Source organism: Hyphomonas sp. UBA3195, from assembly GCF_002366485.1.
Lineage (GTDB): Bacteria > Pseudomonadota > Alphaproteobacteria > Caulobacterales > Hyphomonadaceae > Hyphomonas.
The window spans coordinates 90,184-115,763 of sequence record NZ_DEXB01000005.1; the positions used below are offsets into that span (position 1 = coordinate 90,184).

General features: G+C 59.5%; 35 protein-coding genes, 1 pseudogene and 1 riboswitch. Of the genes and pseudogenes, 22 read left to right on the plus strand and 14 right to left on the minus strand.

The features are described from left to right. Positions 1 to 2: 2 nt before the first annotated feature. Positions 3 to 611, minus strand: coding sequence for an RdgB/HAM1 family non-canonical purine NTP pyrophosphatase (rdgB, locus tag B2344_RS02560; protein WP_349679773.1), 609 nt, complete (start codon positions 609 to 611; stop codon positions 3 to 5). 133 nt (positions 612 to 744) lie between these two features. Between rdgB and B2344_RS02565 the strand changes: the two genes are divergently transcribed. From B2344_RS02565 to B2344_RS02585, 5 genes are all read left to right on the plus strand, one after another. Further along, positions 745 to 1,266 carry a DUF2975 domain-containing protein gene (locus B2344_RS02565; protein ID WP_242517450.1) on the plus strand — a complete coding sequence of 174 codons (522 nt, stop codon included), beginning with the start codon at positions 745 to 747 and terminating at the stop codon, positions 1,264 to 1,266. An 11-nt stretch (positions 1,267 to 1,277) separates the two neighbouring features. Next, positions 1,278 to 1,517 carry a helix-turn-helix domain-containing protein gene (locus B2344_RS02570; RefSeq protein WP_027839066.1) on the plus strand — a complete coding sequence of 80 codons (240 nt, stop codon included), beginning with the start codon at positions 1,278 to 1,280 and terminating at the stop codon, positions 1,515 to 1,517. Continuing rightward, positions 1,518 to 1,904 carry a hypothetical protein gene (locus B2344_RS02575; RefSeq protein WP_206992002.1) on the plus strand — a complete coding sequence of 129 codons (387 nt, stop codon included), beginning with the start codon at positions 1,518 to 1,520 and terminating at the stop codon, positions 1,902 to 1,904. It abuts the gene before it with no gap. 42 nt (positions 1,905 to 1,946) lie between these two features. Further along, positions 1,947 to 2,444, plus strand: a complete 498-nt coding sequence (locus tag B2344_RS02580; protein ID WP_206992001.1) for a CreA family protein — start codon at positions 1,947 to 1,949, stop codon at positions 2,442 to 2,444. Between the two features lie 73 nt (positions 2,445 to 2,517). Then, positions 2,518 to 2,952 (plus strand): group III truncated hemoglobin, encoded by a 435-nt coding sequence (locus tag B2344_RS02585; RefSeq protein ID WP_290481441.1) that lies wholly within the window; start codon positions 2,518 to 2,520, stop codon positions 2,950 to 2,952. Here B2344_RS02585 and rph read toward each other — a convergent pair. Further along, positions 2,949 to 3,674, minus strand: a complete 726-nt coding sequence (rph, locus tag B2344_RS02590) for a ribonuclease PH (RefSeq protein WP_256434947.1) — start codon at positions 3,672 to 3,674, stop codon at positions 2,949 to 2,951. The two genes, B2344_RS02585 and rph, sit on opposite strands and share 4 nt — an antisense overlap. An 89-nt stretch (positions 3,675 to 3,763) precedes the next feature. On the opposite strand from rph, the gene B2344_RS02595 reads away from it, so the two are divergent. From B2344_RS02595 to B2344_RS02605, 3 genes are all read left to right on the plus strand, one after another. Then, a complete protein-coding gene (locus B2344_RS02595; RefSeq protein WP_290482885.1) occupies positions 3,764 to 5,434 on the plus strand; it encodes a formate--tetrahydrofolate ligase in 1,671 nt (556 codons plus the stop codon). A gap of 65 nt (positions 5,435 to 5,499) precedes the next feature. Next, complete coding sequence (gene hrcA, locus B2344_RS02600) at positions 5,500 to 6,591, plus strand: heat-inducible transcriptional repressor HrcA (RefSeq protein WP_206991998.1); 1,092 nt, start codon at positions 5,500 to 5,502, stop codon at positions 6,589 to 6,591. Beyond that, on the plus strand, positions 6,588 to 7,202 hold the full coding sequence (locus B2344_RS02605; protein WP_034816921.1) for a nucleotide exchange factor GrpE: 615 nt from the start codon (positions 6,588 to 6,590) through the stop codon (positions 7,200 to 7,202). Before hrcA ends, B2344_RS02605 begins: the two co-directional genes overlap by 4 nt. On the opposite strand, the gene B2344_RS02610 is transcribed toward B2344_RS02605, so the two are convergent. Then, positions 7,203 to 8,039, minus strand: a complete 837-nt coding sequence (locus tag B2344_RS02610) for an SMP-30/gluconolactonase/LRE family protein (RefSeq protein ID WP_290482884.1) — start codon at positions 8,037 to 8,039, stop codon at positions 7,203 to 7,205. Positions 8,040 to 8,116: 77 nt separating this feature from the next. Further along, on the minus strand, positions 8,117 to 8,329 hold the full coding sequence (locus B2344_RS02615) for a DUF2061 domain-containing protein (protein ID WP_051608005.1): 213 nt from the start codon (positions 8,327 to 8,329) through the stop codon (positions 8,117 to 8,119). Between the two features lie 304 nt (positions 8,330 to 8,633). On the opposite strand from B2344_RS02615, the gene dnaK reads away from it, so the two are divergent. Continuing rightward, positions 8,634 to 10,547 (plus strand): molecular chaperone DnaK, encoded by a 1,914-nt coding sequence (gene dnaK, locus B2344_RS02620; RefSeq protein WP_034816917.1) that lies wholly within the window; start codon positions 8,634 to 8,636, stop codon positions 10,545 to 10,547. A 74-nt stretch (positions 10,548 to 10,621) separates the two neighbouring features. On the opposite strand, the gene B2344_RS02625 is transcribed toward dnaK, so the two are convergent. Both B2344_RS02625 and B2344_RS02630 read right to left on the minus strand, forming a co-directional pair. Continuing rightward, complete coding sequence (locus B2344_RS02625) at positions 10,622 to 10,930, minus strand: PilZ domain-containing protein (protein ID WP_206991995.1); 309 nt, start codon at positions 10,928 to 10,930, stop codon at positions 10,622 to 10,624. 72 nt (positions 10,931 to 11,002) lie between these two features. Further along, on the minus strand, positions 11,003 to 11,992 hold the full coding sequence (locus B2344_RS02630) for an NADPH:quinone oxidoreductase family protein (RefSeq protein ID WP_290483211.1): 990 nt from the start codon (positions 11,990 to 11,992) through the stop codon (positions 11,003 to 11,005). Between the two features lie 99 nt (positions 11,993 to 12,091). On the opposite strand from B2344_RS02630, the gene B2344_RS02635 reads away from it, so the two are divergent. The 3 genes from B2344_RS02635 to B2344_RS02645 are packed head-to-tail and all read left to right on the plus strand — an operon-like array spanning position 12,092 to position 13,810. Further along, a complete protein-coding gene (locus B2344_RS02635; RefSeq protein WP_206991993.1) occupies positions 12,092 to 12,964 on the plus strand; it encodes an isoaspartyl peptidase/L-asparaginase family protein in 873 nt (290 codons plus the stop codon). Beyond that, complete coding sequence (locus B2344_RS02640; protein ID WP_206991992.1) at positions 12,964 to 13,284, plus strand: hypothetical protein; 321 nt, start codon at positions 12,964 to 12,966, stop codon at positions 13,282 to 13,284. Before B2344_RS02635 ends, B2344_RS02640 begins: the two co-directional genes overlap by 1 nt. Position 13,285: 1 nt before the next feature. After that, positions 13,286 to 13,810, plus strand: a complete 525-nt coding sequence (locus B2344_RS02645; RefSeq protein ID WP_034816907.1) for an RNA methyltransferase — start codon at positions 13,286 to 13,288, stop codon at positions 13,808 to 13,810. Here the strand turns inward: B2344_RS02645 and B2344_RS02650 are convergent, their stop codons facing one another. Together B2344_RS02650 and B2344_RS02655 are read right to left on the minus strand one after the other, a co-directional pair. Next, a complete protein-coding gene (locus tag B2344_RS02650; RefSeq protein WP_290484607.1) occupies positions 13,811 to 14,485 on the minus strand; it encodes a cupin domain-containing protein in 675 nt (224 codons plus the stop codon). Between the two features lie 3 nt (positions 14,486 to 14,488). Next, positions 14,489 to 15,085, minus strand: coding sequence for a sigma-70 family RNA polymerase sigma factor (locus tag B2344_RS02655; protein WP_290483209.1), 597 nt, complete (start codon positions 15,083 to 15,085; stop codon positions 14,489 to 14,491). Between the two features lie 193 nt (positions 15,086 to 15,278). On the opposite strand from B2344_RS02655, the gene B2344_RS02660 reads away from it, so the two are divergent. Then, the gene (locus B2344_RS02660) at positions 15,279 to 15,779 is read left to right on the plus strand and encodes an invasion associated locus B family protein (protein ID WP_242517449.1); all 501 of its coding nucleotides are present in this window, start codon (positions 15,279 to 15,281) and stop codon (positions 15,777 to 15,779) included. On the opposite strand, the gene B2344_RS02665 is transcribed toward B2344_RS02660, so the two are convergent. After that, positions 15,776 to 16,669: a 1-acyl-sn-glycerol-3-phosphate acyltransferase gene (locus B2344_RS02665; RefSeq protein WP_290484608.1), complete on the minus strand. Its 894-nt coding sequence runs from the start codon at positions 16,667 to 16,669 to the stop codon at positions 15,776 to 15,778. The two genes, B2344_RS02660 and B2344_RS02665, sit on opposite strands and share 4 nt — an antisense overlap. Here B2344_RS02665 and B2344_RS02670 point away from each other — a divergent pair. Beyond that, positions 16,574 to 17,230 carry a DJ-1/PfpI family protein gene (locus B2344_RS02670; protein WP_290483207.1) on the plus strand — a complete coding sequence of 219 codons (657 nt, stop codon included), beginning with the start codon at positions 16,574 to 16,576 and terminating at the stop codon, positions 17,228 to 17,230. The two genes, B2344_RS02665 and B2344_RS02670, sit on opposite strands and share 96 nt — an antisense overlap. On the opposite strand, the gene B2344_RS02675 is transcribed toward B2344_RS02670, so the two are convergent. Next, positions 17,227 to 17,871: an OmpA family protein gene (locus B2344_RS02675; RefSeq protein ID WP_034816901.1), complete on the minus strand. Its 645-nt coding sequence runs from the start codon at positions 17,869 to 17,871 to the stop codon at positions 17,227 to 17,229. The genes B2344_RS02670 and B2344_RS02675 overlap by 4 nt on opposite strands. Positions 17,872 to 18,046: 175 nt before the next feature. Here B2344_RS02675 and rlmN point away from each other — a divergent pair, with 175 nt between their 5' ends. Beyond that, complete coding sequence (rlmN, locus tag B2344_RS02680) at positions 18,047 to 19,207, plus strand: 23S rRNA (adenine(2503)-C(2))-methyltransferase RlmN (protein ID WP_206991986.1); 1,161 nt, start codon at positions 18,047 to 18,049, stop codon at positions 19,205 to 19,207. 51 nt (positions 19,208 to 19,258) lie between these two features. Here the strand turns inward: rlmN and B2344_RS02685 are convergent, their stop codons facing one another. Then, on the minus strand, positions 19,259 to 19,762 hold the full coding sequence (locus B2344_RS02685; protein WP_290484609.1) for a PadR family transcriptional regulator: 504 nt from the start codon (positions 19,760 to 19,762) through the stop codon (positions 19,259 to 19,261). Between the two features lie 233 nt (positions 19,763 to 19,995). Between B2344_RS02685 and B2344_RS02690 the strand changes: the two genes are divergently transcribed. The 5 genes from B2344_RS02690 to B2344_RS02710 all read left to right on the plus strand — a co-directional run bounded on the left by B2344_RS02690 (position 19,996) and on the right by B2344_RS02710 (position 22,715). After that, a complete protein-coding gene (locus B2344_RS02690; RefSeq protein WP_206991984.1) occupies positions 19,996 to 20,751 on the plus strand; it encodes a phosphodiester glycosidase family protein in 756 nt (251 codons plus the stop codon). Between the two features lie 51 nt (positions 20,752 to 20,802). Further along, positions 20,803 to 21,183, plus strand: a complete 381-nt coding sequence (locus tag B2344_RS02695) for a hypothetical protein (RefSeq protein WP_290480578.1) — start codon at positions 20,803 to 20,805, stop codon at positions 21,181 to 21,183. Between the two features lie 33 nt (positions 21,184 to 21,216). Next, positions 21,217 to 21,573, plus strand: coding sequence for an ArsC/Spx/MgsR family protein (locus B2344_RS02700; RefSeq protein ID WP_206991982.1), 357 nt, complete (start codon positions 21,217 to 21,219; stop codon positions 21,571 to 21,573). After that, the gene (locus B2344_RS02705) at positions 21,570 to 21,932 is read left to right on the plus strand and encodes an MmcQ/YjbR family DNA-binding protein (RefSeq protein WP_290483205.1); all 363 of its coding nucleotides are present in this window, start codon (positions 21,570 to 21,572) and stop codon (positions 21,930 to 21,932) included. The genes B2344_RS02700 and B2344_RS02705 overlap by 4 nt, the downstream gene beginning before the upstream one ends. 72 nt (positions 21,933 to 22,004) lie before the next feature. After that, positions 22,005 to 22,715 (plus strand): hypothetical protein, encoded by a 711-nt coding sequence (locus tag B2344_RS02710; protein WP_290481449.1) that lies wholly within the window; start codon positions 22,005 to 22,007, stop codon positions 22,713 to 22,715. Between the two features lie 4 nt (positions 22,716 to 22,719). Here B2344_RS02710 and B2344_RS02715 read toward each other — a convergent pair whose 3' ends face one another. The 3 genes from B2344_RS02715 to B2344_RS02725 all read right to left on the minus strand — a co-directional run bounded on the left by B2344_RS02715 (position 22,720) and on the right by B2344_RS02725 (position 24,466). Further along, positions 22,720 to 23,523, minus strand: a complete 804-nt coding sequence (locus B2344_RS02715; protein WP_206991979.1) for a hypothetical protein — start codon at positions 23,521 to 23,523, stop codon at positions 22,720 to 22,722. Positions 23,524 to 23,649: 126 nt separating this feature from the next. Then, positions 23,650 to 24,111, minus strand: a complete 462-nt coding sequence (locus B2344_RS02720) for an SRPBCC domain-containing protein (protein ID WP_206991978.1) — start codon at positions 24,109 to 24,111, stop codon at positions 23,650 to 23,652. Between the two features lies 1 nt (position 24,112). After that, complete coding sequence (locus B2344_RS02725; protein WP_206991977.1) at positions 24,113 to 24,466, minus strand: ArsR/SmtB family transcription factor; 354 nt, start codon at positions 24,464 to 24,466, stop codon at positions 24,113 to 24,115. A gap of 108 nt (positions 24,467 to 24,574) precedes the next feature. Further along, a riboswitch (TPP riboswitch) is annotated at positions 24,575 to 24,743 on the plus strand. Here B2344_RS02725 and B2344_RS02730 point away from each other — a divergent pair. Both B2344_RS02730 and B2344_RS02735 read left to right on the plus strand, forming a co-directional pair. Continuing rightward, the gene (locus B2344_RS02730; RefSeq protein WP_290484610.1) at positions 24,740 to 25,066 is read left to right on the plus strand and encodes a hypothetical protein; all 327 of its coding nucleotides are present in this window, start codon (positions 24,740 to 24,742) and stop codon (positions 25,064 to 25,066) included. Its footprint overlaps the riboswitch before it by 4 nt. Positions 25,067 to 25,077: 11 nt before the next feature. Next, positions 25,078 to 25,580 (plus strand): annotated as a pseudogene (locus B2344_RS02735) (phosphomethylpyrimidine synthase); the annotation flags it as partial.

The window sequence follows — 25,580 nt, forward strand, 5'->3', positions numbered from 1 at the left end:
CGTCACGATAGCAGCGCCGCTTTGAGCTTCTCGACCGCCCGTGCGCGGTGGCTCATCGCGTGTTTCAAAGCGGGCTCCATTTCGCCAAACGTAATTGATTCCCCTTCTGCGACAAAAACAGGATCGTATCCGAAGCCCTTGTTCCCACGTGGCGGCCAGGTCAGCTCCCCATGGACTTCGCCCTCAAACACCTCCGCATGACCGTCTGGCCAGACAATGGCCAGCGCGCAGACAAATTTCGCCGAACGGTCGGTGGCGCCAATATCATCGAGTTCGCGCTGAACTTTCTCCATCGCCTTGCCAAAGTCGCGCGGTTCGCCCGCCCATCGGGCTGAGTAAATGCCCGGCGCGCCGCCCAAAGCTGTAACAGACAGGCCAGAATCGTCGGACAGCGCCGGAGCACCCGTAGCCTCAGCCGCCGCCCGCGCCTTGAGGATTGCATTGCCGGCAAACGTCGCTTCGGTTTCTTCCGGTTCGGGCAAGTCGAGCTCAATCGCCGAGACGACCTCAAAGCCCAGAGGCGCGAACAGATCCGTCAGCTCGGATACTTTGCCCTTATTATGGGTCGCCGCGACCAGCCGTCCGGGCGAGAGCCTTCGAATCATGCTAATTTCACCCATTCTGTATTGGCCCTATTCTTGCTTTTGTCATTAAAGTATATATCGTTATTCGGTAAGCCTTGCGTCTTTAGCGATAAAGTCGAGCGGCTCCATGTCAACAACGCCGGAAGGTGAAAAGATACGCATGAGTACAAACGCGGGAAACTCCATGGCCGCCATCATGACCGTGCTGGTGACGATTGTCATGTGGATGACTGCCCTCATCGGCGCAATCGTTATCCTCGCAGCCGGGATAGAATTGATCTCCATGTTGTCAGGCAATCCAATCAATATTGGCGGCATCAAGATCGACGACCATGATATCAGCGTGCACGAACTCAGCGCCGGCCTGCTCGGCGCCGTCGTGGTGGTCGCTGCGGTCGTCTTTGTCTGTCTTGAATTGCGCAAGATCCTCGCAACCCTGTCTGCAGGTGACCCGTTCGTACCGGATAATGCTGGTCGGCTCACGCGAATCGCCATTGCCATCGCCGTGACACAACTGATGCGGTACGCGATCGCATTGGTGATCGGACTGACAGCCGAAGGGGCAAAAATACAATTGTCTTTCGACCTTATCGCATGGGCATCGGTTGCGGCGCTCTTCATCCTGTCCCAAGTCTTCCGTGAGGGCACTCGCCTTCGCGACGAAGAAAAAATGACGATTTAGGAGCACAGGATATGTCCATACGCGTAACCCTCGACCGAGTGCTTCTAGATCGCCGCATGTCTCTGACGGAGTTATCAGAACGCGTTGGCGTAACGCTGGCCAATCTTTCGATCCTGAAAACCGGCAAGGCCAAAGCAGTGCGGTTCTCCACACTTGAAGCCTTGTGCCGGGAACTGGATTGCCAGCCAGGTGATTTGCTTGTCTTCGACGACGAGGATTCGGCGGACCATGAACAAGTCGCGGCCGAATAGGTGACGCGTCTCCGCCTCCTGCCGTTCGAACCAGGCGATGTCGTTTCGGTCCGGTTTGGAGTGGTCCTGTCGCATTATGGCGTAGTGACCTCCCGCGGGACAATCATCAGCAATTCCCGCCTGCATGATGGTGTCGTCGAACAAAGCCCCGATCAGTTTTCGACCGGTCGTGAGATTCGCCTGCATCGCCGCTACAGCTCGCTGGATGGCCACCTCGTGGAAAGCCGCGCCCGTCGCCAGCTTGGCCGTGACTATGATCTGTTCGGCTCCAATTGCGGCCATCTTGTCCGCCATGCGCACCGCCGCAAGCCAACGCCGATGCAGATTGGGGCAGCGACTGTCCGCGCATTGGGCGACATGCTATCCAGCAAGCGAAATCCTTACTGACTCAGACAAGGAACGTCGAAGGCCTTTCGGCGTAGCTACAGCATGACCCACAAGATTGCCTGCGCGATGCTCGCCCTGATCCTGCCCCTTGCTGCGTGTGGCGGTGACAAGGAAGTTGGCGAATTCAAGAATGACTGGCTCGGCAACGAGATCAAGATCAAGCAGTTACAGGATCCCGATATTCAGGGTATCGTCTGCCATCTCTCTTATTTTGATCGTGGCGTCTGGGACAGGCTTGGCAAGGGCAACTGGTTTGAAAACCCGTCCAATTCCTCGATATCATGCCTTCAGTCGGGCCCGATCCGCATCGGTCGGATTGATCTGGACAAGTCCGGCGAGGAAGTGTTCGACCAGAACCAGAGCCTGGTCTTCAAACAACTTGCCGTCCGCCGGATTTACGATGCCGATTCCGACAGCCTGATGTACGTCTCCTACAGCCGCAAGATCGTCGACGGCTCTGCCAAGATGAGCCTGTCGACCGTGCCGCTGTTTGGGCGTGATGTGACCTGGCAAAATGGGAAGCCGGCTTCCGGCAATTAGTCCACCGACACATGTTTTCGGCAATTACGTATAGACGCCGGACAGTTCGGCGCCCATGTGCGGCTGCATGACAATGAGAGTCCGATCTGCTGATGATCGTCGCCGCGAGATTCAGGAAAACGCCACGCGCCTCGGCATCGACGAGGCGTTCATTTCCGATCTTGTCGAGCGGTTCTATGCCCGCGTCCGCGCCCATCCCCTTCTGGGCCTGGTTTTCGAGCAAGAGATCAGAGACCAGTGGCCATCCCACCTCGCCAAGTTGAAGGATTTCTGGTCGTCGGTGTCCATGAACACGGGTCGCTATTCCGGCAAGCCTTTCCCGGCCCATATGAAATTGACGGGCATCACGCCCGCCCATTTCAATATCTGGCTCGCCCTGTTCAGATTGACGCTGGAAGACCTGTCGGACAATCCGGAAACGGTGGACTACTTCATGGAACGCGCCAATCGCATAGCCCGCAGCTTCCAGCTCGGCATGTTCGAACTGGGCAACGGCCCCGGCATTTAGCCCAGCGCGGCCTTCTGCGCGTCGAACAGTTCCATACAGCCTTTTTCCGCGAGTCTCAGCATTTCATCGAGCTCAGGACGGGTCATCGGGCGCTCTTCGCCGGTGCCTTGCACCTCGATAAAACCACCATCGGAACTCATCACGACATTCATGTCGGCTTCACCGCGTGAATCTTCCGGATAGTCGACATCCAGAACCGGGTGGTCCTGGTAGATGCCCACAGAAATGGCGGCCGCCTGCTTTGTGATTGGATCCGCAGAAATCACGCCTTCGGCGCGCAGGTAGCGACAGGCCATGGCCAAGGCAACAAATCCGCCGGTGATCGAAGCCGTGCGCGTGCCGCCATCGGCCTGCAACACGTCACAATCTATGGTGATCTGGTTCTCGCCCAGCGCCTTCAAGTCACACACTGAACGCAGGGAGCGACCAATCAGGCGCTGAATTTCCTGCGTGCGACCGGACTGTTTGCCGGAGGCTGCTTCCCGCCGACCGCGTGTATGTGTTGCGCGCGGCAACATGCCATACTCAGCGGTGACCCAGCCCTTGCCCTGCCCTTTCATCCAAGGCGGGACGTTCTTTTCCCAACTGGCGGTGCACAGGACATGCGTGTTGCCGAACTTGGCGAGGCATGAGCCTTCAGCATAGCGCGTGACATTGGTCTCCAGCGTCACGTCGCGAAGCTGGTCAAAAGCGCGTCCGGATGGACGAATAAGCGTGCTCATTTTGAATTCCTCATTGCTGCCCTGCCTGATTGCGGGTTTTGACGCGCCTGTCTACACCGGGAGAGAGGTTCATAACCGCCGGGGGAATCATGCCGACAGATATCGAGATCGCCAGAAGCGCCAAGAAGCGCCCTATTCACGAATTGGCCGAAGCGCTCGAGATCGATCCAGAAAACATTATACCCTATGGCCATGACAAGGCGAAGATCGCAACCGGTCACCTGACGGCGATAAAATCAAAGCCCAATGGCAAGCTGATCCTGGTCACCGCGATCAACCCGACACCTGCTGGCGAAGGCAAGACCACAACCAGTGTCGGACTGACAGACGCAATGAACCGGATCGGCGAGCGCACCTTGCTCTGCCTCCGTGAACCTTCGCTCGGCCCCTGTTTCGGGATGAAGGGCGGAGCCACAGGCGGCGGCCAGGCACAAGTGGTGCCGATGGAGGACATCAACCTCCACTTCACGGGTGACTTCCACGCGATCACCTCCGCCCACAACTTGCTTGCTGCCATGATCGACAATCACGTCCATTGGGGCGGGGACAGCGGCATCGATCCCACACGGATCACATGGCGCCGCGTCATGGACATGAATGACCGCAATCTGCGCAGTGTCGTAACGGGCCTCGGCGGCAGCCCGAATGGCACACCGATGGAAACCGGCTTCGACATCACTGTCGCATCCGAAATCATGGCAATCCTCTGCCTGGCAAAGGATGCCCACGACTTGCAAGCCCGGCTGGAGCGCATGGTGATCGGCTATCGCCGGGGGCGCGTGCCTGTCACGGCGAAAGACATGAATGCGGTCGGTGCCATGATGGTCCTTCTGAAGGACGCCATGCTGCCCAATCTGGTCCAGACCCTGGAGGGCAACCCAGCACTCATTCATGGCGGCCCGTTTGCCAATATTGCGCATGGCTGCAGCTCTGTGATCGCCACGCAAGCCGCACTCAAGATGGCAGATTTCGTCGTAACAGAAGCTGGCTTCGGAGCAGATCTCGGCGCGGAGAAGTTCTTCAATATCAAATGCCGCCAGGCCGGCCTCGCGCCCAGCGCCGCGGTGCTCGTCGCGACCGTTCGCGCGCTGAAGATGCATGGCGGCATCGCCAAGGAAGACGCCGGCACCGTCAGTTACGACTCGCTCGAAAAGGGCCTTGCCAATCTTGGCCGTCATATCGAGAACATGAAACAGTTCAACGTCCCGGTCGTCGTGGCAATCAACCGGTTTACCTCGGACACCTCCGGTGAAATCGCCGCAATTGAAGCCTACTGTGCCCAACAGGACGTACCTGTCTCCGTCTGCACGCACTGGGCTGAAGGGGGGCATGGCGCCGAACACCTTGCGCACACAGTTGCCAATCTTGCGCGAAACGCACCGGCAGATTTCGAACCGCTCTATCCGCCGGAAATGCCTCTCTTTGACAAGATCGAAACCGTTGCCCGGCGCATCTATCGTGCCAGCCATGTCGAGACGACCCCTTCGGTACGCAACCAGCTGGAACGTTGGGAAAAGGCAGGCTTCGGCCATTTCCCTGTCTGTATGGCAAAGACGCCCTACAGTTTTTCAAGCGATGCCAAACTGATTGGCGCGCCCGAAGACCATGTTCTCAAGCTTCGTGACGTGCGCCTGTCTGCGGGTGCGGGGTTCGTCGTGGGAATCTGTGGTGACATTGTCACCATGCCGGGTCTTCCCCGCCAGCCTGCTGCGGAAAACATGCACCTCAACACCCTGGGTCAAATCGAAGGCCTTTCCTGATTGGTGCTCAGCAGGCGGGATGAAACCTGTTGAACGCAGCGCGGCACACGCCTAATCAATAAGGGATGATCCAGCCACTCGACACGCAATCCCTGTTGCAGCGCCTTGACCAGCGTTCTCGCGACATTTTCCGTGAGATTGTCGAAGGCTATCTGACCACAGGCGAGCCTGTCGGCTCCCGCACCTTGTCGAAAAGCGGGATAGCCCTCTCTCCTGCCTCCATCCGCAATGTGATGGCGGATCTGACTGAACTCGGCCTGCTGGAATCGCCCCACATCTCTGCCGGACGCGCGCCGACCCATACCGGCCTGCGCCTGTTCGTCGACGGCTTTCTCGAAATCGGAGAGCCCAGCCGCGCCGACCGTATGGAGATTGATGACCGCCTCAAGTCGGCGGGCACCAATATCGAAGCGGTCATGGGCGAAGCCTCGAATATCCTGTCCGGCCTGACCGGCGGTGCAGGCCTGGTCACGTCCCCAACCCGCGACGCCGTGGTCAGGCATGCCGAATTCGTACCGCTCGGCGGACGCGAAGCGCTCTGCGTCATCGTCACAGAGGATGGCGATGTCGAGAACCGTATCGTTGAAGTGCCCGAAGGGCTGCCGGCAACGACGCTGATCGAGGCGGGTAATTATCTCTCAACGCGCGTGCGCGGTCGCACCCTGACGGAAGTCGCCAGCGATATCCGTCAGGAATTGCGCTCGCATCGCGCCGCGCTGGATCAGGCCGCATCCTCGCTGGTGGAACAGGGACTGGCGCAATGGAGCGGTGATGCACCCGGACGGGGACGCTCCCTGATCGTGAGAGGCCGTGCCAATTTGCTCGAAGACGCACAGGCCGCAGAAGATCTCGACCGGGTACGCCAGCTGTTCAACGAGCTTGAACGCCAGCAAAGCTTGCTCGATATCCTCGACACAACCCGAGAAGCGGACGGTGTGCGGCTGTTCATTGGTGCGGAGAACCAGCTTTTCCCGCTATCGGGTTCAAGTGTGATTGTGGCTCCCTATATGGGAGGCGGAAAACAGGTTATTGGCGCACTGGGCGTGATCGGCCCCACCCGGCTGAACTATGCCCGCGTCATACCTATGGTCGATTATACGGCGAAAGTGGTCGGGGAACTCCTCTCCACACGCCGCAAAAAGGATACGCAAGGATGAGCGACGAAACCAAACCCGGCGAAACCGCTGAAATTGATTCCAATACTTCCAAGGCTGACCTCAAAGCGGCTGCGGACGATATCCTGAAGTCTGCGCCCAAGCAGGAAGACGCACCCGAAGCGCAAGCGGACGTGGATCCTGTGCAGCAACTTGAGATCGAGAAAGAAGAGCTGCGCGAGCAATTGCTGCGAACGCTGGCCGACCTCGACAATACGCGCAAGCGCGCCGAGCGTCAGGTGTCCGACGCGCGCGTCTACGCCATCGAGAAATTTGCCGGCGACCTGCTCAGCGTTTCGGATAACCTCTCCCGTGCCCTCGCCGCCCTGACCGATGAAGATCGCGCCGCCCTGTCAGAAGCTGGCCGGAACCTGTTCGAAGGCATCGAGATGACGGAGAAGGAGCTGCACACAGCCCTCGCCCGTCATGGCGTTACGGTGATCGCCGCCCTGCCCGGCGACACATTCGATCCGAACCTGCATCAGGCCGTTGCAAACATTCCGTCTGACCAGCCAAACGGCACCATCGCCTCCTGCTTCCAGCCCGGCTGGAAGATCGGCGAGCGCACCTTGCGCGCCGCCATGGTCGCCGTCAGCGCAGGCGCAGCGAACTGATCAACGCCCCACCTTCCACGTCGTAACGGTGTTCTGCCGCCAGTTCGGCACGATGACCGTATCGCCGATCACCGTCAGGTCATTCTGAGAGACCGGTTCATCAAACAGGGTGGCGACCGCGCCATCCTCGCCGACATAGTGGATCTGGCCGGGCCAGGACGAGACGAGATAGCCGCCGCCCGGCACGAGTCCGATCCCGTCGGCATTTTCCATGCCGGCGGCAATCTCGGTCAATTCGCCCTCTGCGGTCACGCTGAACAAGCTGCCGGTTGTCATGGTAGAGACCAGCATCCGGTCGCCATCGCCCAACAGGCCATTCACGCCCGCCAGCCGCTCATCCTGCAGCCAAAGCTCAGCCGTACCGTCTGATATCCGATAGATCGCCGCATCACCGGAATCCGACACATAGATCGCGCCGTTCCAGTCGGTCGCATCATTGAGAAATTTGGCGCCCTCAATGCGGACTGAGTCCAGTCGCTCGCCGTCTTCGACGTTGAACATCACCACGCTATCAATGTCGGCGGCATACAGAGTCCCGTCCAGCACGGCCATGCCCTTGGGCGCGTCCAGTTTCGCTGCCCAGTAGCGCGTCGTGATACTGCCGTCGGCTGCAAGATGAGAAATGTAGCCATTCCCATCCTTGTCAGTCCCCTCTCCGACCACGTTCGAAATGAAGTATCCGCCATCCGGCGCAGCAGCGACACCTTCTGGACTTTCAAAGCCTTCCGCAATCCAGACCTGCTCAATGCTCGCCACAGAGAGCGCCTTGTTGACAGGCTCTGACGTGCAGGCCGCCAATAGACAGATGGAAAAGATTGGAACGAAGGTGCGGATCATCTGGAGCCTCCCCGGCTTCTGCTTTTTTGGCACTATGCCCGGCAGGATACCCAAACGTCCAGAAGTTCCGGGATAATTCAGCCCAGCGGCTCGGGCGCGGTGCGCCCACGGCCGGGCAGGCGCTCCCACAGGCGCTCATGAAACGTGTAAGCGAGGGTCTGCACGGCCGGTTCAATCATTCCGATGGCCAGCGCCGCATGCCAGTTACGCGTCAGGGCAAACGCCACGGCAATAGCGACCGTAAAGTGCATTAGGCTGTATGTGAGTGTCTTGATGAGTTGGCGCGGCATGATATTTCCTTTCACACCAACTGACATAGTGAGACTGAGAACCATTATCAAATAAATTGCTGTTGGGGTTGCTATAGGGCCGACCTATAGCAGCAATGCACCAAAATCCTGTACAGCTACGTATTGTTCCCCCCTTGAGACGCGCTAAACCCTTCCCATATCGCAAGACGAACCGGCGCACGGATCAAAACCGTTTCCGCCGCCTCATTTGAACCCTTGGAAAGAGCCACTGGCTGTCCGGGGCTGCTGAGCAGACCGCAACAGAACACGGCCCGTGGCGGCTTGATAAAAAGAGAGATGCAACATGAGCAAAATCATTGGTATTGACCTTGGAACCACCAACTCCTGCGTCGCCGTCATGGAAGGCGGACAGGCAAAGGTCATTGAAAACGCAGAAGGCCAGCGCACAACCCCGTCCGTTGTGGCCTTCACTGAAGGCGGCGAACGCCTGATCGGCATGCCGGCCCGGCGCCAGGCTGTCACCAACCCGGATTTCACCTTCTACGCCATCAAGCGTCTGATCGGTCGCCAGTTCGACGACCCGACCGCGCAGAAGGACAAGGAAATTTCCCCGTTCGAAATCGTCAAAGGCCCGGCAGGCGACGCCTGGGTCAAAGGTCGCGACAAGGATTACGCACCACAGGAAGTGTCTGCTTTCATCCTGACCAAGATGAAGGAAACGGCTGAAGCCTATCTCGGCAGCGAAGTGACCCAGGCGGTCATCACCGTGCCTGCCTACTTCAATGATGCGCAACGCCAGGCAACCAAAGACGCCGGCAAGATCGCGGGTCTTGAAGTCCTGCGGATCATCAACGAGCCAACCGCTGCGGCCCTCGCCTACGGCCTCGACAAGGACGAACAGTCCAAGACGATCGCAGTCTACGACCTTGGCGGTGGTACGTTCGACGTCTCCCTGCTCGAAATCGGCGACGGTGTGTTCGAAGTGCTGTCCACCAATGGTGACACGTTCCTCGGCGGTGAAGACTTCGACCTCCGGATCGTCGACTTCCTCGCAGAAGAGTTCAAGAAGGATCAGGGCATCGACCTGAAAGCCGACAAGCTTGCGCTCCAGCGCCTCAAGGAAGAAGCCGAGAAGGCCAAGAAGGAACTGTCGTCTGCCAGCCAGTATGAAGTGAACCTTCCCTTCATCACGGCAGATGCGACCGGCCCCAAGCACCTCAATATCAAGCTGACGCGCGCCAAGTTCGAAAGCCTTGTCGAAGACCTCGTCAAGCGCACCATCGAACCGTGCAAGAAAGCGCTCGCAGATGCTGGCAAGTCTCCTTCCGACATCGACGAAGTCGTTCTCGTGGGCGGCATGACCCGTATGCCGGCGGTTCAGGAAGCCGTGAAGAAATTCTTCGGCCGCGAACCGCACAAGGGTGTGAACCCGGATGAAGTCGTTGCCATCGGCGCAGCGATCCAGGGCGGCGTGCTGCAAGGCGACGTGAAAGACGTGGTCCTGCTTGACGTGACCCCGCTCTCGCTCGGTATTGAAACACTGGGCGGCGTGTTCACACGCCTGATCGACCGCAACACGACGATCCCGACCAAGAAGTCCCAGGTGTTCTCGACGGCTGACGACAATCAGCCTGCCGTGACGATCAAGGTCTTCCAGGGCGAGCGCGAAATGGCCGTCGACAACAAGATGCTCGGCCAGTTCAATCTCGAAGGCATCCCGCCAGCACCGCGCGGCTTGCCTCAGATCGAAGTGACCTTTGACATCGACGCCAACGGCATCGTGTCCGTGTCCGCCAAGGACAAGGCCACGGGCAAAGAGCAGCAGATCACCATCCAGGCGGACGGTGGCCTGACGGACGAGGACATCAAGAACATGATGGCCGACGCCGAAGCCAATGCGGGCGAGGACAAGGCACGCCGCGAACTCGTCGAAGCCAAGAACCAGGCCGAAGCGCTGGTGCACCAGACCGAAAAGCAGGTCGAGGAGCATGGCGACAAGGTGTCTGACGAGGTGAAAGCCGAGATCAAGACGGCGTCCGACGAGCTGAAAGAGGCCCGTGAGGGCGACAACATCGCTGACATCCAGGCCAAGCATCAGGCCCTGATGACGGCCGCCATGAAGCTCGGCGAGGCAATCTATGCCAGCCAGCAGGATGAGGCGGCCACTGCGGACGCAGCCGCCGATGCGGCAGCCGACGGCGACGATGTGGTGGATGCCGACTTCGAGGAAGTCGATGGCGACCAGAAGTCTGCCTAAGGCGGCTGACTACACCTAAAAGAAAAACCCGCCGGATCGTTCCGGCGGGTTTTTTCGTCCCGGTTCCCAAAAGGCTAAGGGCGTGGCGGGCGCACGAACTTTGCTCCGACCAGAATACCGCTCTGCCAACGCTTCTCGCATGGCACAACCAGCTCCATTGAGCCGTCAGGCTTCAGTATCTGGAGTTCAAACGTCTCCGGCACCGCCCAGATTTCGGTCAATTTGAGTTTGGCTCCTGTCGATGACAGGTCTCGGATCCCCACATCGAACGAACTGTGGCGGTGGTTTACGACAATTCTCCCACGCCGCAACATCCGCATGCGCGGATCGTCACGTCCATTCGCAGGAGGTGCGTTTGCCTGTGTTTGGCTTTTATCTGACATGACAGAACTATGCGCGACACAGGCTTTGGTTCAGGCGTTAACTGTCATTCGCACGGCGAATGACAGTTGGAATCAGATCACGACCACCACCTTGCCCTGCGCTTTCCGGTCCATCAGCTCCTGAATGGCATCGGCTGACTTTTCCAGCGGATATGTATTCGAGATGTGCGGACGGATCTTGCCTTCACCATACAGCTTGAACAGTTCAGCGACATTCTGCTGGTGAGCCTTCGGGTCACGCGCCACCGCTGCGCCCCAGAACACGCCGCGAACGTCGCAACTTTTCAGCAGGGTCAGGTTGAGCGGCAGCTTTGGGATACCGGCAGGAAAGCCGATCACGAGAAAACGCCCTTCCCAGTTCATGGCCCGCACCGAGGGCTCGGCATAATTGCCGCCGACACCGTCATAAATAATGTCCACACCGCCGCCGGACACTTCCTTGATGTCGTTGGAGAACGCTTTCTGACCGTCCCGATCAAGCTCACGCGCATAGACGAGGCCTTTGTCGGCGCCTTTTGAGAGGCAGAAATCCACCTTTTCCTGTGTCGAGCAGGCCGCGATCACTTCAAGGCCCATCGCCTTGCCAAGCTCAACGGCTGCAATGCCAACGCCGCCAGCCGCACCCAGAACGAGCAGTTTTTCACCCGGCTTCGGGTCAGCGCGGTCCTTGAGAGCATAATAGCTGGTGCCATACGTCATCAGGAACGCGGCCGCTTCTTCAAACGGCATGCCTTCCGGGATTGGCATTACGGCATGCTGGGCCGCGACGGCATATTCCGCCATACCGCCATTCCCGATCGAGGCCAGAACGCGGTCACCCACTTTCACATGGGAAACGCCTTCGCCCACCTCCTTGACGAACCCGGCGATCTCGCCACCCGGCGAGAATGGGCGCGGTGGCTTGAACTGGTACATGTCCTGAATGATCAGCGAATCCGGGAAATTCACTCCGCACGCCTTTACTTCTATCAGCACCTGACCTTTGCCGCATTCCGGCATCGGGGCATCTTCAATGACCAGACTGTCCGGTCCGCCTACTTCTTTGGAGAGCACTGCTTTCATGGCTGCGACTTCCTTCCCATCTTGTTGTTTCTGCTGTCAGACGGTAGCGGTGTGCCCGATAAAAGTCCAAGCCTGACGTAGCGGAGAGGTAGCAGTCAAATGGCAAAGAAATGGGCCCTGGCCCTGCATGGTGGCGCCGGGCCGATCCCGGGGAATGACTATTCCCTGCAGGAAGCCCATTTGGCGACCCTGCTGAAGAATGGTGCCGAACGCTTGCGGGACGGCGAAGCCGCTCTGGATGTGGTCGAAGTGATGGTTCAGGGGCTTGAAGAGTCCGGCCTGTATCTTGCCGGAAAGGGCGCTGCACCAAACCTCGACGGCGCGTATGAGCTGGACGCCGCCATTATGGACGGTCGCAACCGCACAGCCGGAGCGGTCGGCGCTCTGCAGGGATACCGCAATCCGGTCTCCTGCGCGCGCGCGGTCATGGAACAGACCCCCAATGTTTTGCTGATTGCAGACGGCGCCCGAAAACTGCTGGCCAAATCGGGCCTGGTCATGATCGACGATCCGGACGCTTACTATGACCCCGTCGATGAACTGACGACACAGGACATGATCAACTCAACCGGAACCGTGGGGGCAGTTGCGCTCGACATTTATGGTGACCTGTCAGCTGCAACCTCTACGGCCGGCATTCGTGGTAAAACGCCCGGCCGGCTGGGCGATACTCCCCTGCCCGGCGCGGGCACATGGGCAGATGAACGTTGCGCCGTGTCGTGCACCGGACTGGGTGAATATTTCATTCGCGCAGCTGCAGCCGCAGACGTCTCGGCGCGCATCCGCTATGCCGGAGCCGGACTGGAAGCCGCCGTCCAAGGCGCATTGGATGATGTGCGCATGCTGGGAGGACAAGGCGGCATGATCGCCGTATCCGCCGAAGGAGACATATCCGCGCTCTGGAATTCGTCTGGCCTGAAACGCGCCATGGCGGATTCAAATGGACGATTTGAAGTGGGCACGTTCGGCTGATGAATATTCTTCTTTTCATAGTGTTGGGTTTGGCCGTGTTCGCCCTGATGCTCGCCCTGCAGATGCGTTGGATGATTTCGGTAGCGTTGCGCCGTGCTCTGACGGAAAAATTTGGCGGACTCCCCTCAGACATTGAGTACCGCGAAGGCGTCGCTGATGCCGGACGGCGTGTCTCGCATACGGATATCGCAACTCATCTCAACCAAACCTATCCGAACCAGCTCGGACACCTGCGCCTTGCGCGGCGCGTTTCGGTTTACACACTGCCTGTGATTATCGGCCTGCTCGTGATCCTCAGGTTTGGACTGGAGGCTTTCTGATATGCGCGGCTATTTTGCGATCGGCTCTGAACGTATCTCGAAACCCATGAATCTTGGCGCGCTGATGCGTACAGCGAATGCCTTCGGGGCAAGCTTTGTGTTTTCCATCAATGCCGAGCATCGCCTGCGGGCAGCCTACCAGGCCGACACGTCAAAAACAGCCGGACAAGTGCCTTACTATCAGTGGGACAATGTTGACGAAATGCAGTTGCCCCGCGGGTGTCAGATGGTCGGCATCGAGCTGACGGATGATGCTGTAATGCTGCCCACCTTCCGGCATCCTCCGCAGGCGGCCTATATGCTGGGCCCTGAAAAAGGGGACTTGTCACCCGACATCCTCGCGCGCTGCGATCATGTCGTGAAAATTCCGACCAAATTTTGTATCAATGTCAGCCTTGCTGGCGCGCTCGTCATGTATGATCGACATCTATCAATGGGCGGCTATGCTCCGCGCCCGATCATGCCTGGCGGCACTGGCGGAGATGGCCTCAGCGGAACATATGTTCCCGGTCGCGACCGCAAATAGTCAGCGCCCCAGCACACGCTGGATCACACCCATGATCCCCGTGAACTGTAGTCCCGCATCCCGCACTGCAAGGGCGAAACAAACTTCGCCCGGATCACCGACGGGCTGGTGCGTGTCGTCCGGCCCCTTGACCGCCAAGTCGCCGGGACCGTAACTGCCGGTCTCATCCGAAAATCCGCCTGCCACCACGAGCGTGAACTCCGTACCGCCGTGCGAATGCCGGGGCACTTTGGCATTGGACTGTATACGGTAAAGCTCGATCTCGAGGTCGCTGCCAACATCGAGTTTCATGCGTCGGATGCCCGGCGCGTTCGCCTGCCATCCGGCAGCATCAAATGCCTCCAACGCCTTGTCGCGCAAGGGCATGGGCAGGCACGCCAATTCGGCGTCTCCAGTGAAATCCGTAGCGGTCACGCTATCTCCGCTTTCGAGCGCATCAATCAGCTCAAGTGCGCGAGCCCCTGCTCCGGCTGACATCTGAACGGGCTCTGCTGTTTCCAGCATGAAACCGGACACCGCTTCACTTGCGGCAAGCGCGCCACGCACATCACGCCGTAACATGCTCTGGGTCTCGAGTAGCAACGCAAATGCCGGATCAAGCTGACCCGCCGCATAGGCCGAATAGAGCTCGCTATAGGATGAAGTAGCTGGCTGCTGCATCATGTCATGTTCCATTCACTACGTGTCGGCATCTCCGCCCTCCGGTTCCAATTGGCCACGCAGGCGGCCGAAAGCCAGCCGGATTCGTGACTTCACCGTTCCCAGGGGCAGGTTGAATTTTGTGGCGATTTCGGAATGCGACAAGCCCTCATAGAAGGCGGCCTGCAGCAATTCGAGCTGTTCGGGGGGCAGCTTCACCAACTCGGCCCGAACCGCCTCCTCGATCTGAACCCGATCCAGCGCCGCATCCGGCTGCTCTATATCCGGTGGCCGAAGCATGGGTTCATCCGCATCGAGGTCGGGCCGACTGGTCCGGCGGAATTTGTCGATGCGCCGATTGCGTGCGACGCGGAAAATCCAGGTCGAGACCGACGCCTGCTTGCGGTCGTACATGCCCGCCTTGCGCCAGACCGTCACCATGACGTCTTGCGCCAGATCCTCGGCCTCCAGCGCGCTTGCGCCCAACCGCAACATGTAACTCTTCACCCGCGGGGCGTAGAAGTCGAACAGTTCCGAAAAAGAGGCCCGACACTTATCGGAGGCAATCAGGGCCATGCAGTCTGCATGACGCTGTCGCACATCCGGGGAAATCGTCGTTGTTACAGTGTCGTTCACACAAGAACTCTCAGTTTACATGTTCCAGACACTATCGTGGCGGCTCACATGGAACGCAACCGCCTGAACGAACAAGCTGGCGTGATCTGCAGAGGCAGCTGACATGCCGTAGTTTAGCCTTAACCCTGTTGTCTTTATGATGCTGGGAATGCTCCGCGCAAATGGGAATGTATAGAATATGCAAACACTGAGATTGAGCCGGAAAACTCTGACCGTGCTGACCCTTGTGGCTGCGCTTGCCGTGCCCATGGCCTCTGCCAGCCCTTCAGCGATCGGTCGATACAAGGATTGGTCGGTCTTTACCGACACCGCGAATGGAGAAACCATCTGCTACGCGGCCACACAGGCCACCGACAAGGCCCCCCGCGCGGCCGATCATGGCGATGTGTGGTTCTATGTCACCAATTGGAAATCCGGCCGCGCGCGCAACCAACCGAGCTTGAAAGTCGGCTTTGACTTGCGGGAAGACCTGGCGCCGAAGGCCAGCGTCGGACGGTCGTCCTGGGCCATGTTTGGCGTCGGGCGTGAAGCGTTCGCAGATGATTCCGACGATTCCCGGATTGTTTCGGCCCTTCGCAAGGGATCAGAACTCCGGATTGAAGCCGTTTCCCAGCGCAACACGCAAGTGGCCTATCATTTCTCGCTGAGCGGCTCGGCAGCGGCCATCGACAAGGCCTCCGCAATCTGCCGCTAAGACGCCTGACCCGGTAGACAGAAGCGCTCAGGATGGCGGCCTTTCGCATCGCGATAGTGCGAAATGATCACGTCCATATCGGTCTCGAAATCCCCGCCAGGCATGATCGGTCCCTCCAGCCGCATTTCCCTGGTTCCAAAATCAAGCACGGCGCTGAACAAGGGCACATTGGCGGATTGGGCGATATGCCAGAACCCAGTTTTCCAGACCGGATTGGCATTGCGCGTCCCTTCAGGCGCGATCGCGAGGTGGAGCGTATCCGCCGCGTCGAACGCCTCCTTCATCAGCGACACGACATCCTTCGATTTTGACCGCTCAACCGGCACGCAGCCTGCTCGCCGGAGCAAGCCGCCAAACGGCCCTTGCACGAGGGAAGCCTTGCCCATCCAACTGAGCTTTTGTCGGTACCAGCCCGCAATGGCGAGCATGACCAACCCGTCATAATTGGAGGTGTGAGGCGCGGCTATGATCACGGATTTGGAGACGTCCGGCCAGTCTGTGGCGACATGCCAGCCCGTCGCTTTCAGAAACATCCAGGAGAGCCCGCGAATGCCTTCGGAGAAGAGGCCCCGATAAGGCGCTGACTGACCGAAACGGCCTCGCGGATTATGGGTCGGAACGGAGTCCTGCATGTTCCGATCCTCTTCGCGTTCGGTGTTGAACGCTTGTATAGGTGCTGCGATCAGGAAAGTCGTGCAAATATCGACCGGCACCATGCCGCCGGACTCGCTACGACGTGTGGCGACTGCTATCAATACCGCACCGGCAATCTGGGGCTGGAATCGGAGTGCATCATGAATATCGGCTTTGTCCTTTTCCCGAATGTGACTCAACTCGATTTCACCGGCCCTCTCCAGATACTCCACCGTATGCCCGGCGCGGAAACCCATATTCTCGCAAAATCCCCTGATCCTGTGCCGAGCGATTGCGGCCTAGGCCTCGTGCCGACCGGCACATTCGCAGATGCGCCCGATCTCGACATGATCCTCGTGCCGGGCGGGTTTGGTGTGGTCGATGCGCTCGCTGACGGGGAAACGATGGATTTCGTTCGCAAGGCCGGCGCAGCAGCAACCTATGTGACGTCCGTCTGCACGGGCGCTTTCATACTCGGTGCAGCAGGCCTGCTAAACGGCAAAAAGGCGACCACCCATTGGGCCTATCACCATCTGTTGCCGCTGGTCGGCGCTGTGCCCACCGAAGCGCGCTGCGTTCGGGACGGCACCACCTATACCGGTGGGGGCGTTACCGCCGGCATCGATTTCGCGCTTCAGATTGTCATGGAAATTTCGGGCCAGAACGTGGCCGAAGGAATTCAGCTGGCAGTGGAATATGATCCTGCACCGCCTGCCAATTCGGGCCATCCTTCCACGGCAAACGCGCAATTGCTCGCCGCCATGGAAAAACGGTATGCAGACCCCATCGAGGCGATGAGGTCTGCAATTTCAGCTTAGTAGCTTTCCTGCGTGATCGGCGTCAGGATGATTTCCACGCGGCGGTTGGCGGCGCGGCCCTCAGCAGTCGCATTGTCCGCGATTGGCTGGGTCTCACCCATACCAACAGCCGCAAGGCGAACAGGCGTGACACCCTGGTTCACGAGATAGGAACGGACCGATTCTGCACGGCGACGGGACAGGTCCATATTGTAGTCGTCCGGGCCGTCAGAGCTGGCATGACCAATGATATCCACGGCGGTCGATGGATAGTCGACCAGCGTCAGGCTGACATCGTTCAGCGCGCTATAGAAGTTCGGCTGGATCGTGGCACTGTTCACGGAGAAAGTGATGTTGGACGGCATGGTCAACGCGATCTGATCGCCCTGGCGCTCAACACCAATGCCCGTGCCAGCGGTTTGCTCGCGCAGGCGGCGCTCCTGTTTGTCCATATAGTCACCGGCTGCGGCGCCAGCAATTGCGCCCACGGCTGCGCCAATTGCAGCGTTGCGGCCATCGTCGCCACCTGCAAGCGTACCTGCACCAGCGCCAAGAATGGCCCCGACGCCAGCGCCGGTCAGAACCCGTTGACTCGGCCCGGTTTCACAGGCTGGAAGGGCAATCAGGGGAAGCGCAAGCAGCGCATAGGAAAGGCGTTTCATGTCATCAGCTCCTTTGGAAAGGACAGCCCGGAATTGGGCACGCTTATTAACGCGTGGGTCAGTCTTTCCGTTCCATCGATGACAAAACAATGGCGATCCTCATTAACTCCCCGTAATGTGAGGCCTGCAGCCAGCAATTCCTTCAACCGCTTCAGCGTGTTATAGGCGCCGCATCATGAAAATCGAACTTGACCTCACCCGGCGCGGCGACGCTGCATCCCCTGCCCCCCGCTCATTGGCGGGCCTGTCCCTTCCTGCTCTGAAAGCAGAGATGGAAGCGCTCGGCCTGGAGCCGAAGAAAGCTGGCATGCGCGCAAAACAGTTGCGCCGCTGGATGCACCATTTCGGTGTTCAGGAATTTGACGGCATGACCGATGTCGCCAAGGACCTGCGCGCGGAGCTGGGCGAGAAATTCATCCTCACCCGACCCGAGATCGCAGATCACCAGGTCTCTCGCGATGGCACGCAGAAATGGCTGGCCCGCTTCGGCCCCGGCATCGAAGGTGAGAGCGTCTATATTCCCGATGTCGGCAAGGCAGGTGCTCTCTGCGTGTCCAGCCAGGTCGGCTGCACTCTGAACTGCACCTTCTGCCATACCGGCACACAAAAGCTCGTCCGCAATCTGACCGCACAGGAAATCGTCTCACAGGTATTGATCGCGCGGGATGCGCTGGATGGCTGGCCGAGTGACGAAGAAGACCGACGCCTGACGAATATAGTTTTCATGGGCATGGGCGAACCGCTCTACAATCTGGACAATGTCGCCGAAGCGATCGACACGATCAGTGACGGCGATGGCATAGCAATTGGCCGGCGCCGCATCACCGTATCCACGGCGGGTGTCGCGCCGAAGATCGTAGAGCTCGGCGAACGCACAAATGCCATGCTCGCCATCTCGCTGCACGCGACGAATGATGACCTGCGCAATGAGATTGTTCCGATTAATCGCAAGTACAATCTGAAGGAACTGTTCGAGGCGATCCGCGCCTATCCCGGCCTGGGCAATTCCCGCCGGGTGACGTTTGAATATGTCATGCTGAAGGGCGTCAATGACAGCCTTGCTGAAGCGCGCGACCTCGTCCGCCTTCTGAGAGGTGTGCCGGCAAAGATCAACCTCATACCGTTCAACCCATGGCCGGGCAGCCCTTATGAATGCTCCGACTGGGACACAATCGAGGAATTCGCCGAAGTGCTGAATCAGGCGGGCTATGCGTCCCCGATCCGCACACCGCGCGGACGCGACATTCTCGCCGCCTGCGGACAATTGCGCTCCGAGAGCGTCAAGAAGTCCGCCGCTGAAAAGCGCCGCGAAGCGCTGGAAGCCGCTGCCGAATAGAAAAGGAGAGGCATCGCCTCCCCTTCTCCGCTGTGAATCCGGTCAAACCGGCTAGGCGCCTTTCAGCGCGGCGATCCGCTCTTGGGCATCCGTCAGGATATCCGCGATCGCCTTGCGCGTCTCGCCATCATTCGACGCCGACCGGGCCGCATCTCGCACGGCGTGGCGTAGTCGATGCATGGCCCCGCGCACATCCTGCGGATCTTCAGGTCGATCGCTCTCCTGAAGGTCGGCGAGACGGGCCTCGATCGCCTCGATTGTCGCGGCTGAATCTTCGCGCTCTTTGCTGCCGTCTTTCGTCAGGCGAAACGTCCGGCGCTGACCATCCATTTCCGCCTCGACCAGGCCGAGGTCCAGGAGGGCCTCCAGCGCAGGATAGATCACGCCGGGACTGGGGACATATGCCCCGCCCGTCCGGCTCTCGATCTCACGGATCAAGTCATAGCCGTGGCGGGCTTCCTCCGAGACAAGCTCGAGGATCAACAGGCGCAGATCGCCATGATTCAGGGGCCGACGGCGTCCGCCGCGATGACCATCCGCTCTACCATGTCTCATACCGCGTCGACCTCCATGCATGGGTCCATTTTCTCGTGTGCCGCAACCTGCGCCACGACGATGTTTCATGTTTCTATTTCGATACGTCATTTGAGCTCCTTTCGATATATCTAAACCTCAGATAATTTCGATATATCTAAATTTCAAGGTTCGATATATCGAAAATCTACCGATCCCCAGTCTCGTGGAATTTGTGCATGGCGCTTGATCCAGCCAGCCGCTAATTTGTCGGCATGCGTCTCTGGTTTGCCATTCTCGTCTGCACGGTTCTGATGCAAGCTTGCGCTCAGGCGGAAACCCCGTCGCCATGTGCCCCGGTAAAGCATCTCGGCCAACCTTATACGGTGTGCTCCTTTGAGGCGCCCACATCGGTAAACCTCTGGCTCACTCACCCCGATGGCGCGCCCTTCGGTCAGTTCGACCGGCTGGCCGCCCATCTCGCCGATCACGGCCAGACGCTTGAGTTTGCCATGAACGCCGGCATGTATCATCAGGACCGCCGCCCGGTCGGGCTTTATGTCGAGCAGGGCGAAAAAGTCGCCTCGCTCGTGACGCGTGAGGGGCCGGGCAATTTCGGCCTGCTTCCCAACGGGGTATTCTGGGTGGATCAAGACGGCACCCCCCATGTCACAGAAAGTCTCGCCTTTGAGGCCGAGGCACCGGACGCGCGCTTTGCGACACAGTCCGGCCCCATGCTGGTGATCGACGGTGCATTGCATCCGAGATTCAACGCGGACGGCCCCAGCCGGAAACGTCGCAATGGCGTGGGCGTCACCGCTGATGGCGCAACGCTCTATTTCGCCATCAGTGATGTGCCCGTGAACTTCCACAGTTTTGCCAGCCTGTTTCGCGACAAGCTGAACACGCCCAACGCCCTCTTTCTGGATGGATATGTCTCAAAGCTCTACGCGCCGGAGATCGGCCGCAACGAGACCGGTCTCGATATGGGCCCGATTGTCGGCGTGGTCCGCCCCTCCGATACGGACTGACCAACCCCGCCCGGCATGATATGCTGATCAGCGTATCCAGAGGAGCCTGTCATGCTCGCCCATACAATCCTGCTCGTCTTCGGCCTCTACTTCATGGCGTGTGGAGCCGGCCTGTTGGCCAACCCTGACCGCATGGCCCGCCTGATCGACGAATTGGAAGACAGCCCGGCGATCGGCTTTCTGTGCGGCGCGGTCATGATCTTTGCGGCGGGGGGAACCTTGTCAGTCCAGAACAGTTTCTCCACCGCAACCGATGGCATCGCAACCCTGATCATCGCAGGGGCGCTCGTCGAAGGTCTCCTCCTGGTGGCATGGCCGAAACCACTCTGGGCATTGGCACACTGGATGATGCCGGATGATGATCATTTGCGCGGATTTGGCATTGTTGCGCTCGCGCTTGGCCTGGTTGTGTTTGCCATCGGTGCGTTCTAGCCCTTTGAGGCACCACACTTAGAGGAGACCCCCATGTCGGCTGGCCCGGTTACGCTGTACGGATTGAAGAATTGCGATTCCTGCAAGAAAGCCCTGAAAGAACTTGATGCCTCGGACCGGGAGACCGCTTTTGTCGACATTCGCGAAGACGCCGACCTTGACCGGCTCTTGCCAGCCTGGCTGAAGGCCGTCGGCGCGGAAAGACTCGTCAATCGCCGTTCGACCACATGGCGCACCTTGTCAGAGGCTGAGAAGTCAGGCGCGCTGGGCGAAGGCGCCGCGGGCCTGCTGAAGGCGAATCCCACGCTGATCAAACGTCCGGTCATCGATACCGGTGCGGAAATCCTCGTGGGCTGGGACAGCGGCACGCAGCAGGCGCTCGCGCGGTGACACTGGAAGATTACAATTCCTATTGCGCAGGCCTCGGCCAGACAACGCATGTGGTCCAATGGGGTGGCTCCCATGTCTGGAAGATTGGCGGCAAGGTCTTCGCCATGGGAACACCGGACGGCGACCAGCTCGCCGCGTGCACGTTCAAGGTCCGCCCGATCAGCTTTCATATCCTGAAAGACCAGCCCGGCTGCCAGGGCGCGCCTTACCTTGCTTCACGTGGCATGAAATGGATCCAGCGTTTCTCGGACGAAACCCTGTCGGATGACGACCTCAAGGACTATGTCGCAGAATCCTTTTGCCTGATCGCCACTGCCCTCAGCAAGAAAAAGCAACGCGAACTCGGTCTGCTCGATTAGCGCGCATCCTGCCTGCATGTCGCATTGACCTCACTCGCCGCTATCGGCATGCGCGCAGGACAGGAGTTGCCCATGTCCACACCGATCACCATCCTCGTGCCCGCCATGTTCAACGGCCCCCCGGGCTCGGCCAATGGAGGCATCTCGGCAGGTCTCGCCGCAAGCCAGATTGATGGTCCGGCAGAAGTTTCCCTGCGCGCGCCACCGCCGCTCGACATCGCGATGGAGGTTGTCCCAACAGGTGACGGATACGAAGTCCGGCATGGGGACCAGTTGGTCATGACCGCGCAACCTGCCGCGCGGCTTGCCCCTCCTCCCGCTGCGCCAAGTTTCGAGACAGCACAGACAGGCCCGGACAGCTTCCCCCCTGTCGAGACCCACGCGTTTCCCCGCTGCTATGTCTGTGGACCAGAGCGCACCGACGATGGCCTCTGCCTCTTCACCGGCAAGCCGAATGGCTATGACGGGGTGACAGATGTCTGGACACCGGATGAAAGCCTTGCAGGCGAAGACGGCCTGGTGCGCCCGGAAATACTATGGGCCGCGCTCGACTGTCCGGGCGCCTTTGCGATTGGCTTTCAGGACAATCCGATGGTGCTGGCCCGCATCACCGCGCAGGTGCATGCACGCCCCGCCCCCGGCGACGATCTGATTGTTGCCGGCTGGTCTCTCTATGATGACGGTCGCAAGCATGGCGCTGCCACCGCACTGTTCACGCGCGACGGCCAGCTGCTGGCTCAGTCGGAGCAATTGTGGATCGAACTGAAGCGGCCTGCAGCCTGACCAATCAGCGCCGACGGCGCGGGTTCAGGTAGAGATTGCGCTCCTGCGTGTCGAGTTGGCGCACGGCCCGCCCAAGATGCAGCTGTTCGACTTCTTTCGCCACATGCCGACGGGCGGCGCCGTTGAATTTCAGCAGGGCACAGAACATCTGCAACACGGCCTCCAGCTTGGCATAGCTTTCCGCCGCATCCACTTTAACGATCCATGATCCGCCCAGATTGATGATCCGATGATCCAGCTTGCCGATCTTGCGACCCCGATCATCATACAGACTATAGTCTGCACCGATGCCTATGACGTTGCGGCGCAGGCGATAGAAGCGCGGGCCTTTCGTCGTGTCGATAAAAAAGGAAAATTTCTCCGGGAAAAGCGGCCACTTCTGCGCCGACCGTTCCAACTGGATAATCTGGTCATGACGGCTGATATTGACTGAATAGGACGGCACCGGTGTGCCCTTCGCCCCAATGCTCAGTTGCAATGACCGGCCCATCAACAATTCTGCCGTCCCGCGCCAGTGCATGCCTTCGGAAAACAATTTCAGCACCAGCCGGCGCTTCATGCCTTCCCCGGTTTTCCACATTTCCTTGCGATAGGCGAGAATGCCCGTCCGCTCGCGACCATCCTTGATCTGGCCAAAGATCTCCATGTCCTTGGTGAACTGGTCAGACGCGGCCTCATGCTGGGTCTGTTTCATGATCCCGATTTCGGTCGGGTTCAGATCGGTCGCCCAGAGGTCCACCTTGAAGGTCTTGTATTTCGGTTTTGCCTTGGTCTCTTCGGCGCCGCCGAATGTTGCAGTAAAGGCCATGAAGCACATCTCCGGGGTCGGGGTTTGCGCCCATCATCGCGATTCGGAGTCGCCATAAGGTTAACAAAATGCCGTCTGGGATTAATCAGCTGCTATTTCTGCAACTGAGTACAGCCCCAACCCGGATCAGCCTGCCTGCAACAATTCCTCCAGCCGGATCAGCGCGCTGCCCCAGCCCGCCTGCGCCTCCTCCAGCAGGGCCGATCCGTCCAGTGCCACGGTCTGCAGCGTCATGACCATACGCGTGCCTTCCCCTTCCGGCAGGAATTCCGCCGAGACGAGGCAGGCCCCTTCGGTTGCCTCCATGGAGGCGATGATCTCGGTATAGACGATGCGCTTGTCCGGCACGATGTCATGATAGCGGCCGCGCACCACGGCCACGGCCTCGCCGCCCGCCAGACAGGTCGTGACATCTTCTCCGCCCACGGAAAAGTCGGCCGCATCGATGCGCATATCGATCTCGTCAGAGGGCGAGCCCCAGACCTTGCGCTGCTCCGGATCGGCCCAGGCCGCAAAGACGCGGGCCGGCGAGGCCGAAAGCCCCTTCTCCATTGTGGCGGTGCCATGCTGTACGGTATGATGAGTCATGTCAGGTGTCCTTTTCGGGGTCGTCTGCGTTCAGGAAAGCATCCAGCCGGTCGAGGCGCGCCGCCCAGGCCTGCTGATATTGCGTGATCCAGGATTTCAACTCTGCCAGCCGCGCCGCTTCCAGTCGGCAGTGCCGGACCCGGCCTTCCTTGCGGCTGGATACGAGCCCGGCTTTTTCCAGCACGCGGACATGCTGCAGGAAGCTCGGCAGCGCCATGTCATAGGGCTCCGCCAGCTCGGCAATGCTCGCCTCGCCGAGGCTCAGCTGCGCGATCACGCCGCGCCGGGTCGCATCGCCGAGGGCGTGGAAAGCCCGGTCGAGAGCGGCTGGATCGGAAGAAGAATAGTTAGGCATCCACCTATCTATTGCGATGGACTGACGCCTGTCAAGACACTTAGGTAATCACCTATCTTTTCTCGCCAGCTACCCCCTTTCCTTCCTCCCACAACGCGCCTATTCTCCCGGCCATCCGAGGGGCGCGTCTGGTAAGCGCTGAGATGGAGCTGAGGTCAGCGAGGAAAAGTGGGAACCGGTTTTCCGCCCGCGCTGACCGTTCGAAAGAACACCGCTCCAGCACCCTTTGAACCTGATCCGGCTAATACCGGCGCAAGGGACGGGAGTGAGCGCGTGGAATATATACGACTTCAGTATCAGGACTCCGCCTCCGCAATGCCGGAAGAGCGGTGGTTCGAGCTGAATCAAAACGCTGCAGTGAAACGCACGATCCACATTTGCGATACACGCGCCGTCAACAGCAGTATTGCCATCCAGTCCCATCGTCAGGCAGCTTTCGCCGATTGGGCTTATACCTCCGACGATCCCTGCCTGTTCGCCAACGCCTATGCGGCTTCTGCGGATCTTGTGCAGGAGTGGACCCGGAAAGGCTTCATCCAGCTGCCCGCCACAGCCGCCGACTTCAACAAGACATTCATGTCCGCCACACCGGCCATCTAAGGAATAGCCCCATGAACAAGCCCACAGACCAAAGCCAGTTCGAGACCCCAAAAGTCACCACCGGCGCCCTGCCCGCCAGCCGCAAGGTCTATTCCCACCCCGCCGACGCGCCGGACATTGCCGTGCCGCATCGCGAGATCGACCTCCACCCCAGCGCCAATGAGCCCGCCGTGCCCGTCTATGACACGTCCGGCCCCTATACCGATCCGTCGGTCACCATCGACGTGGAAAAGGGCCTCGCCCGCGACCGGCGCGCCTGGGTGCTGGAGCGCGGCGGCGTCGAGGAATATGACGGGCGCCATGTGAAGCCCGAAGACAATGGCGGCGCACAAGGCAAATACCTTGCCCGCGAATTCCCGGTCACGCACAAGCCGCTGCGCGGCCTGCCGGGCCACAAGGTCACGCAATACGAATTCGCCAAGGCCGGCATCATCACGAAAGAGATGATCTATGTCGCCACCCGCGAAAACATTGGCCGCGCCAAGGCCGTCGACGGCGCTGCGGAACAGATCGC

Bases quoted from the DNA above. Each gene is read 5' to 3' on its own strand.
- B2344_RS02580 (WP_206992001.1), top strand. From the start codon at position 1,947: ATGACCCACAAGATTGCCTGCGCGATGCTCGCCCTGATCCTGCCCCTT.
- B2344_RS02715 (WP_206991979.1), bottom strand. From the start codon at position 23,523: ATGGCCTTTACTGCAACATTCGGCGGCGCCGAAGAGACCAAGGCAAAA.
- rph (WP_256434947.1), bottom strand. From the start codon at position 3,674: ATGAGCACGCTTATTCGTCCATCCGGACGCGCTTTTGACCAGCTTCGC.
- B2344_RS02640 (WP_206991992.1), top strand. From the start codon at position 12,964: ATGAATATTCTTCTTTTCATAGTGTTGGGTTTGGCCGTGTTCGCCCTG.
- B2344_RS02720 (WP_206991978.1), bottom strand. From the start codon at position 24,111: ATGACTCATCATACCGTACAGCATGGCACCGCCACAATGGAGAAGGGG.
- B2344_RS02650 (WP_290484607.1), bottom strand. From the start codon at position 14,485: ATGGAACATGACATGATGCAGCAGCCAGCTACTTCATCCTATAGCGAG.
- B2344_RS02635 (WP_206991993.1), top strand. From the start codon at position 12,092: ATGGCAAAGAAATGGGCCCTGGCCCTGCATGGTGGCGCCGGGCCGATC.
- B2344_RS02605 (WP_034816921.1), top strand. From the start codon at position 6,588: ATGAGCGACGAAACCAAACCCGGCGAAACCGCTGAAATTGATTCCAAT.
- hrcA (WP_206991998.1), top strand. From the start codon at position 5,500: ATGATCCAGCCACTCGACACGCAATCCCTGTTGCAGCGCCTTGACCAG.
- B2344_RS02685 (WP_290484609.1), bottom strand. From the start codon at position 19,762: ATGAGACATGGTAGAGCGGATGGTCATCGCGGCGGACGCCGTCGGCCC.
- B2344_RS02710 (WP_290481449.1), top strand. From the start codon at position 22,005: ATGTCCACACCGATCACCATCCTCGTGCCCGCCATGTTCAACGGCCCC.
- B2344_RS02675 (WP_034816901.1), bottom strand. From the start codon at position 17,871: ATGAAACGCCTTTCCTATGCGCTGCTTGCGCTTCCCCTGATTGCCCTT.
- B2344_RS02700 (WP_206991982.1), top strand. From the start codon at position 21,217: ATGTCGGCTGGCCCGGTTACGCTGTACGGATTGAAGAATTGCGATTCC.
- B2344_RS02595 (WP_290482885.1), top strand. From the start codon at position 3,764: ATGCCGACAGATATCGAGATCGCCAGAAGCGCCAAGAAGCGCCCTATT.
- B2344_RS02570 (WP_027839066.1), top strand. From the start codon at position 1,278: ATGTCCATACGCGTAACCCTCGACCGAGTGCTTCTAGATCGCCGCATG.
- B2344_RS02690 (WP_206991984.1), top strand. From the start codon at position 19,996: ATGCGTCTCTGGTTTGCCATTCTCGTCTGCACGGTTCTGATGCAAGCT.
- B2344_RS02630 (WP_290483211.1), bottom strand. From the start codon at position 11,992: ATGAAAGCAGTGCTCTCCAAAGAAGTAGGCGGACCGGACAGTCTGGTC.
- B2344_RS02670 (WP_290483207.1), top strand. From the start codon at position 16,574: ATGAATATCGGCTTTGTCCTTTTCCCGAATGTGACTCAACTCGATTTC.
- B2344_RS02645 (WP_034816907.1), top strand. From the start codon at position 13,286: ATGCGCGGCTATTTTGCGATCGGCTCTGAACGTATCTCGAAACCCATG.
- B2344_RS02625 (WP_206991995.1), bottom strand. From the start codon at position 10,930: ATGTCAGATAAAAGCCAAACACAGGCAAACGCACCTCCTGCGAATGGA.
- B2344_RS02695 (WP_290480578.1), top strand. From the start codon at position 20,803: ATGCTCGCCCATACAATCCTGCTCGTCTTCGGCCTCTACTTCATGGCG.
- B2344_RS02725 (WP_206991977.1), bottom strand. From the start codon at position 24,466: ATGCCTAACTATTCTTCTTCCGATCCAGCCGCTCTCGACCGGGCTTTC.
- B2344_RS02610 (WP_290482884.1), bottom strand. From the start codon at position 8,039: ATGATCCGCACCTTCGTTCCAATCTTTTCCATCTGTCTATTGGCGGCC.
- rlmN (WP_206991986.1), top strand. From the start codon at position 18,047: ATGAAAATCGAACTTGACCTCACCCGGCGCGGCGACGCTGCATCCCCT.
- B2344_RS02665 (WP_290484608.1), bottom strand. From the start codon at position 16,669: ATGGGTTTCCGCGCCGGGCATACGGTGGAGTATCTGGAGAGGGCCGGT.
- B2344_RS02585 (WP_290481441.1), top strand. From the start codon at position 2,518: ATGAGAGTCCGATCTGCTGATGATCGTCGCCGCGAGATTCAGGAAAAC.
- B2344_RS02565 (WP_242517450.1), top strand. From the start codon at position 745: ATGAGTACAAACGCGGGAAACTCCATGGCCGCCATCATGACCGTGCTG.
- dnaK (WP_034816917.1), top strand. From the start codon at position 8,634: ATGAGCAAAATCATTGGTATTGACCTTGGAACCACCAACTCCTGCGTC.
- B2344_RS02615 (WP_051608005.1), bottom strand. From the start codon at position 8,329: ATGCCGCGCCAACTCATCAAGACACTCACATACAGCCTAATGCACTTT.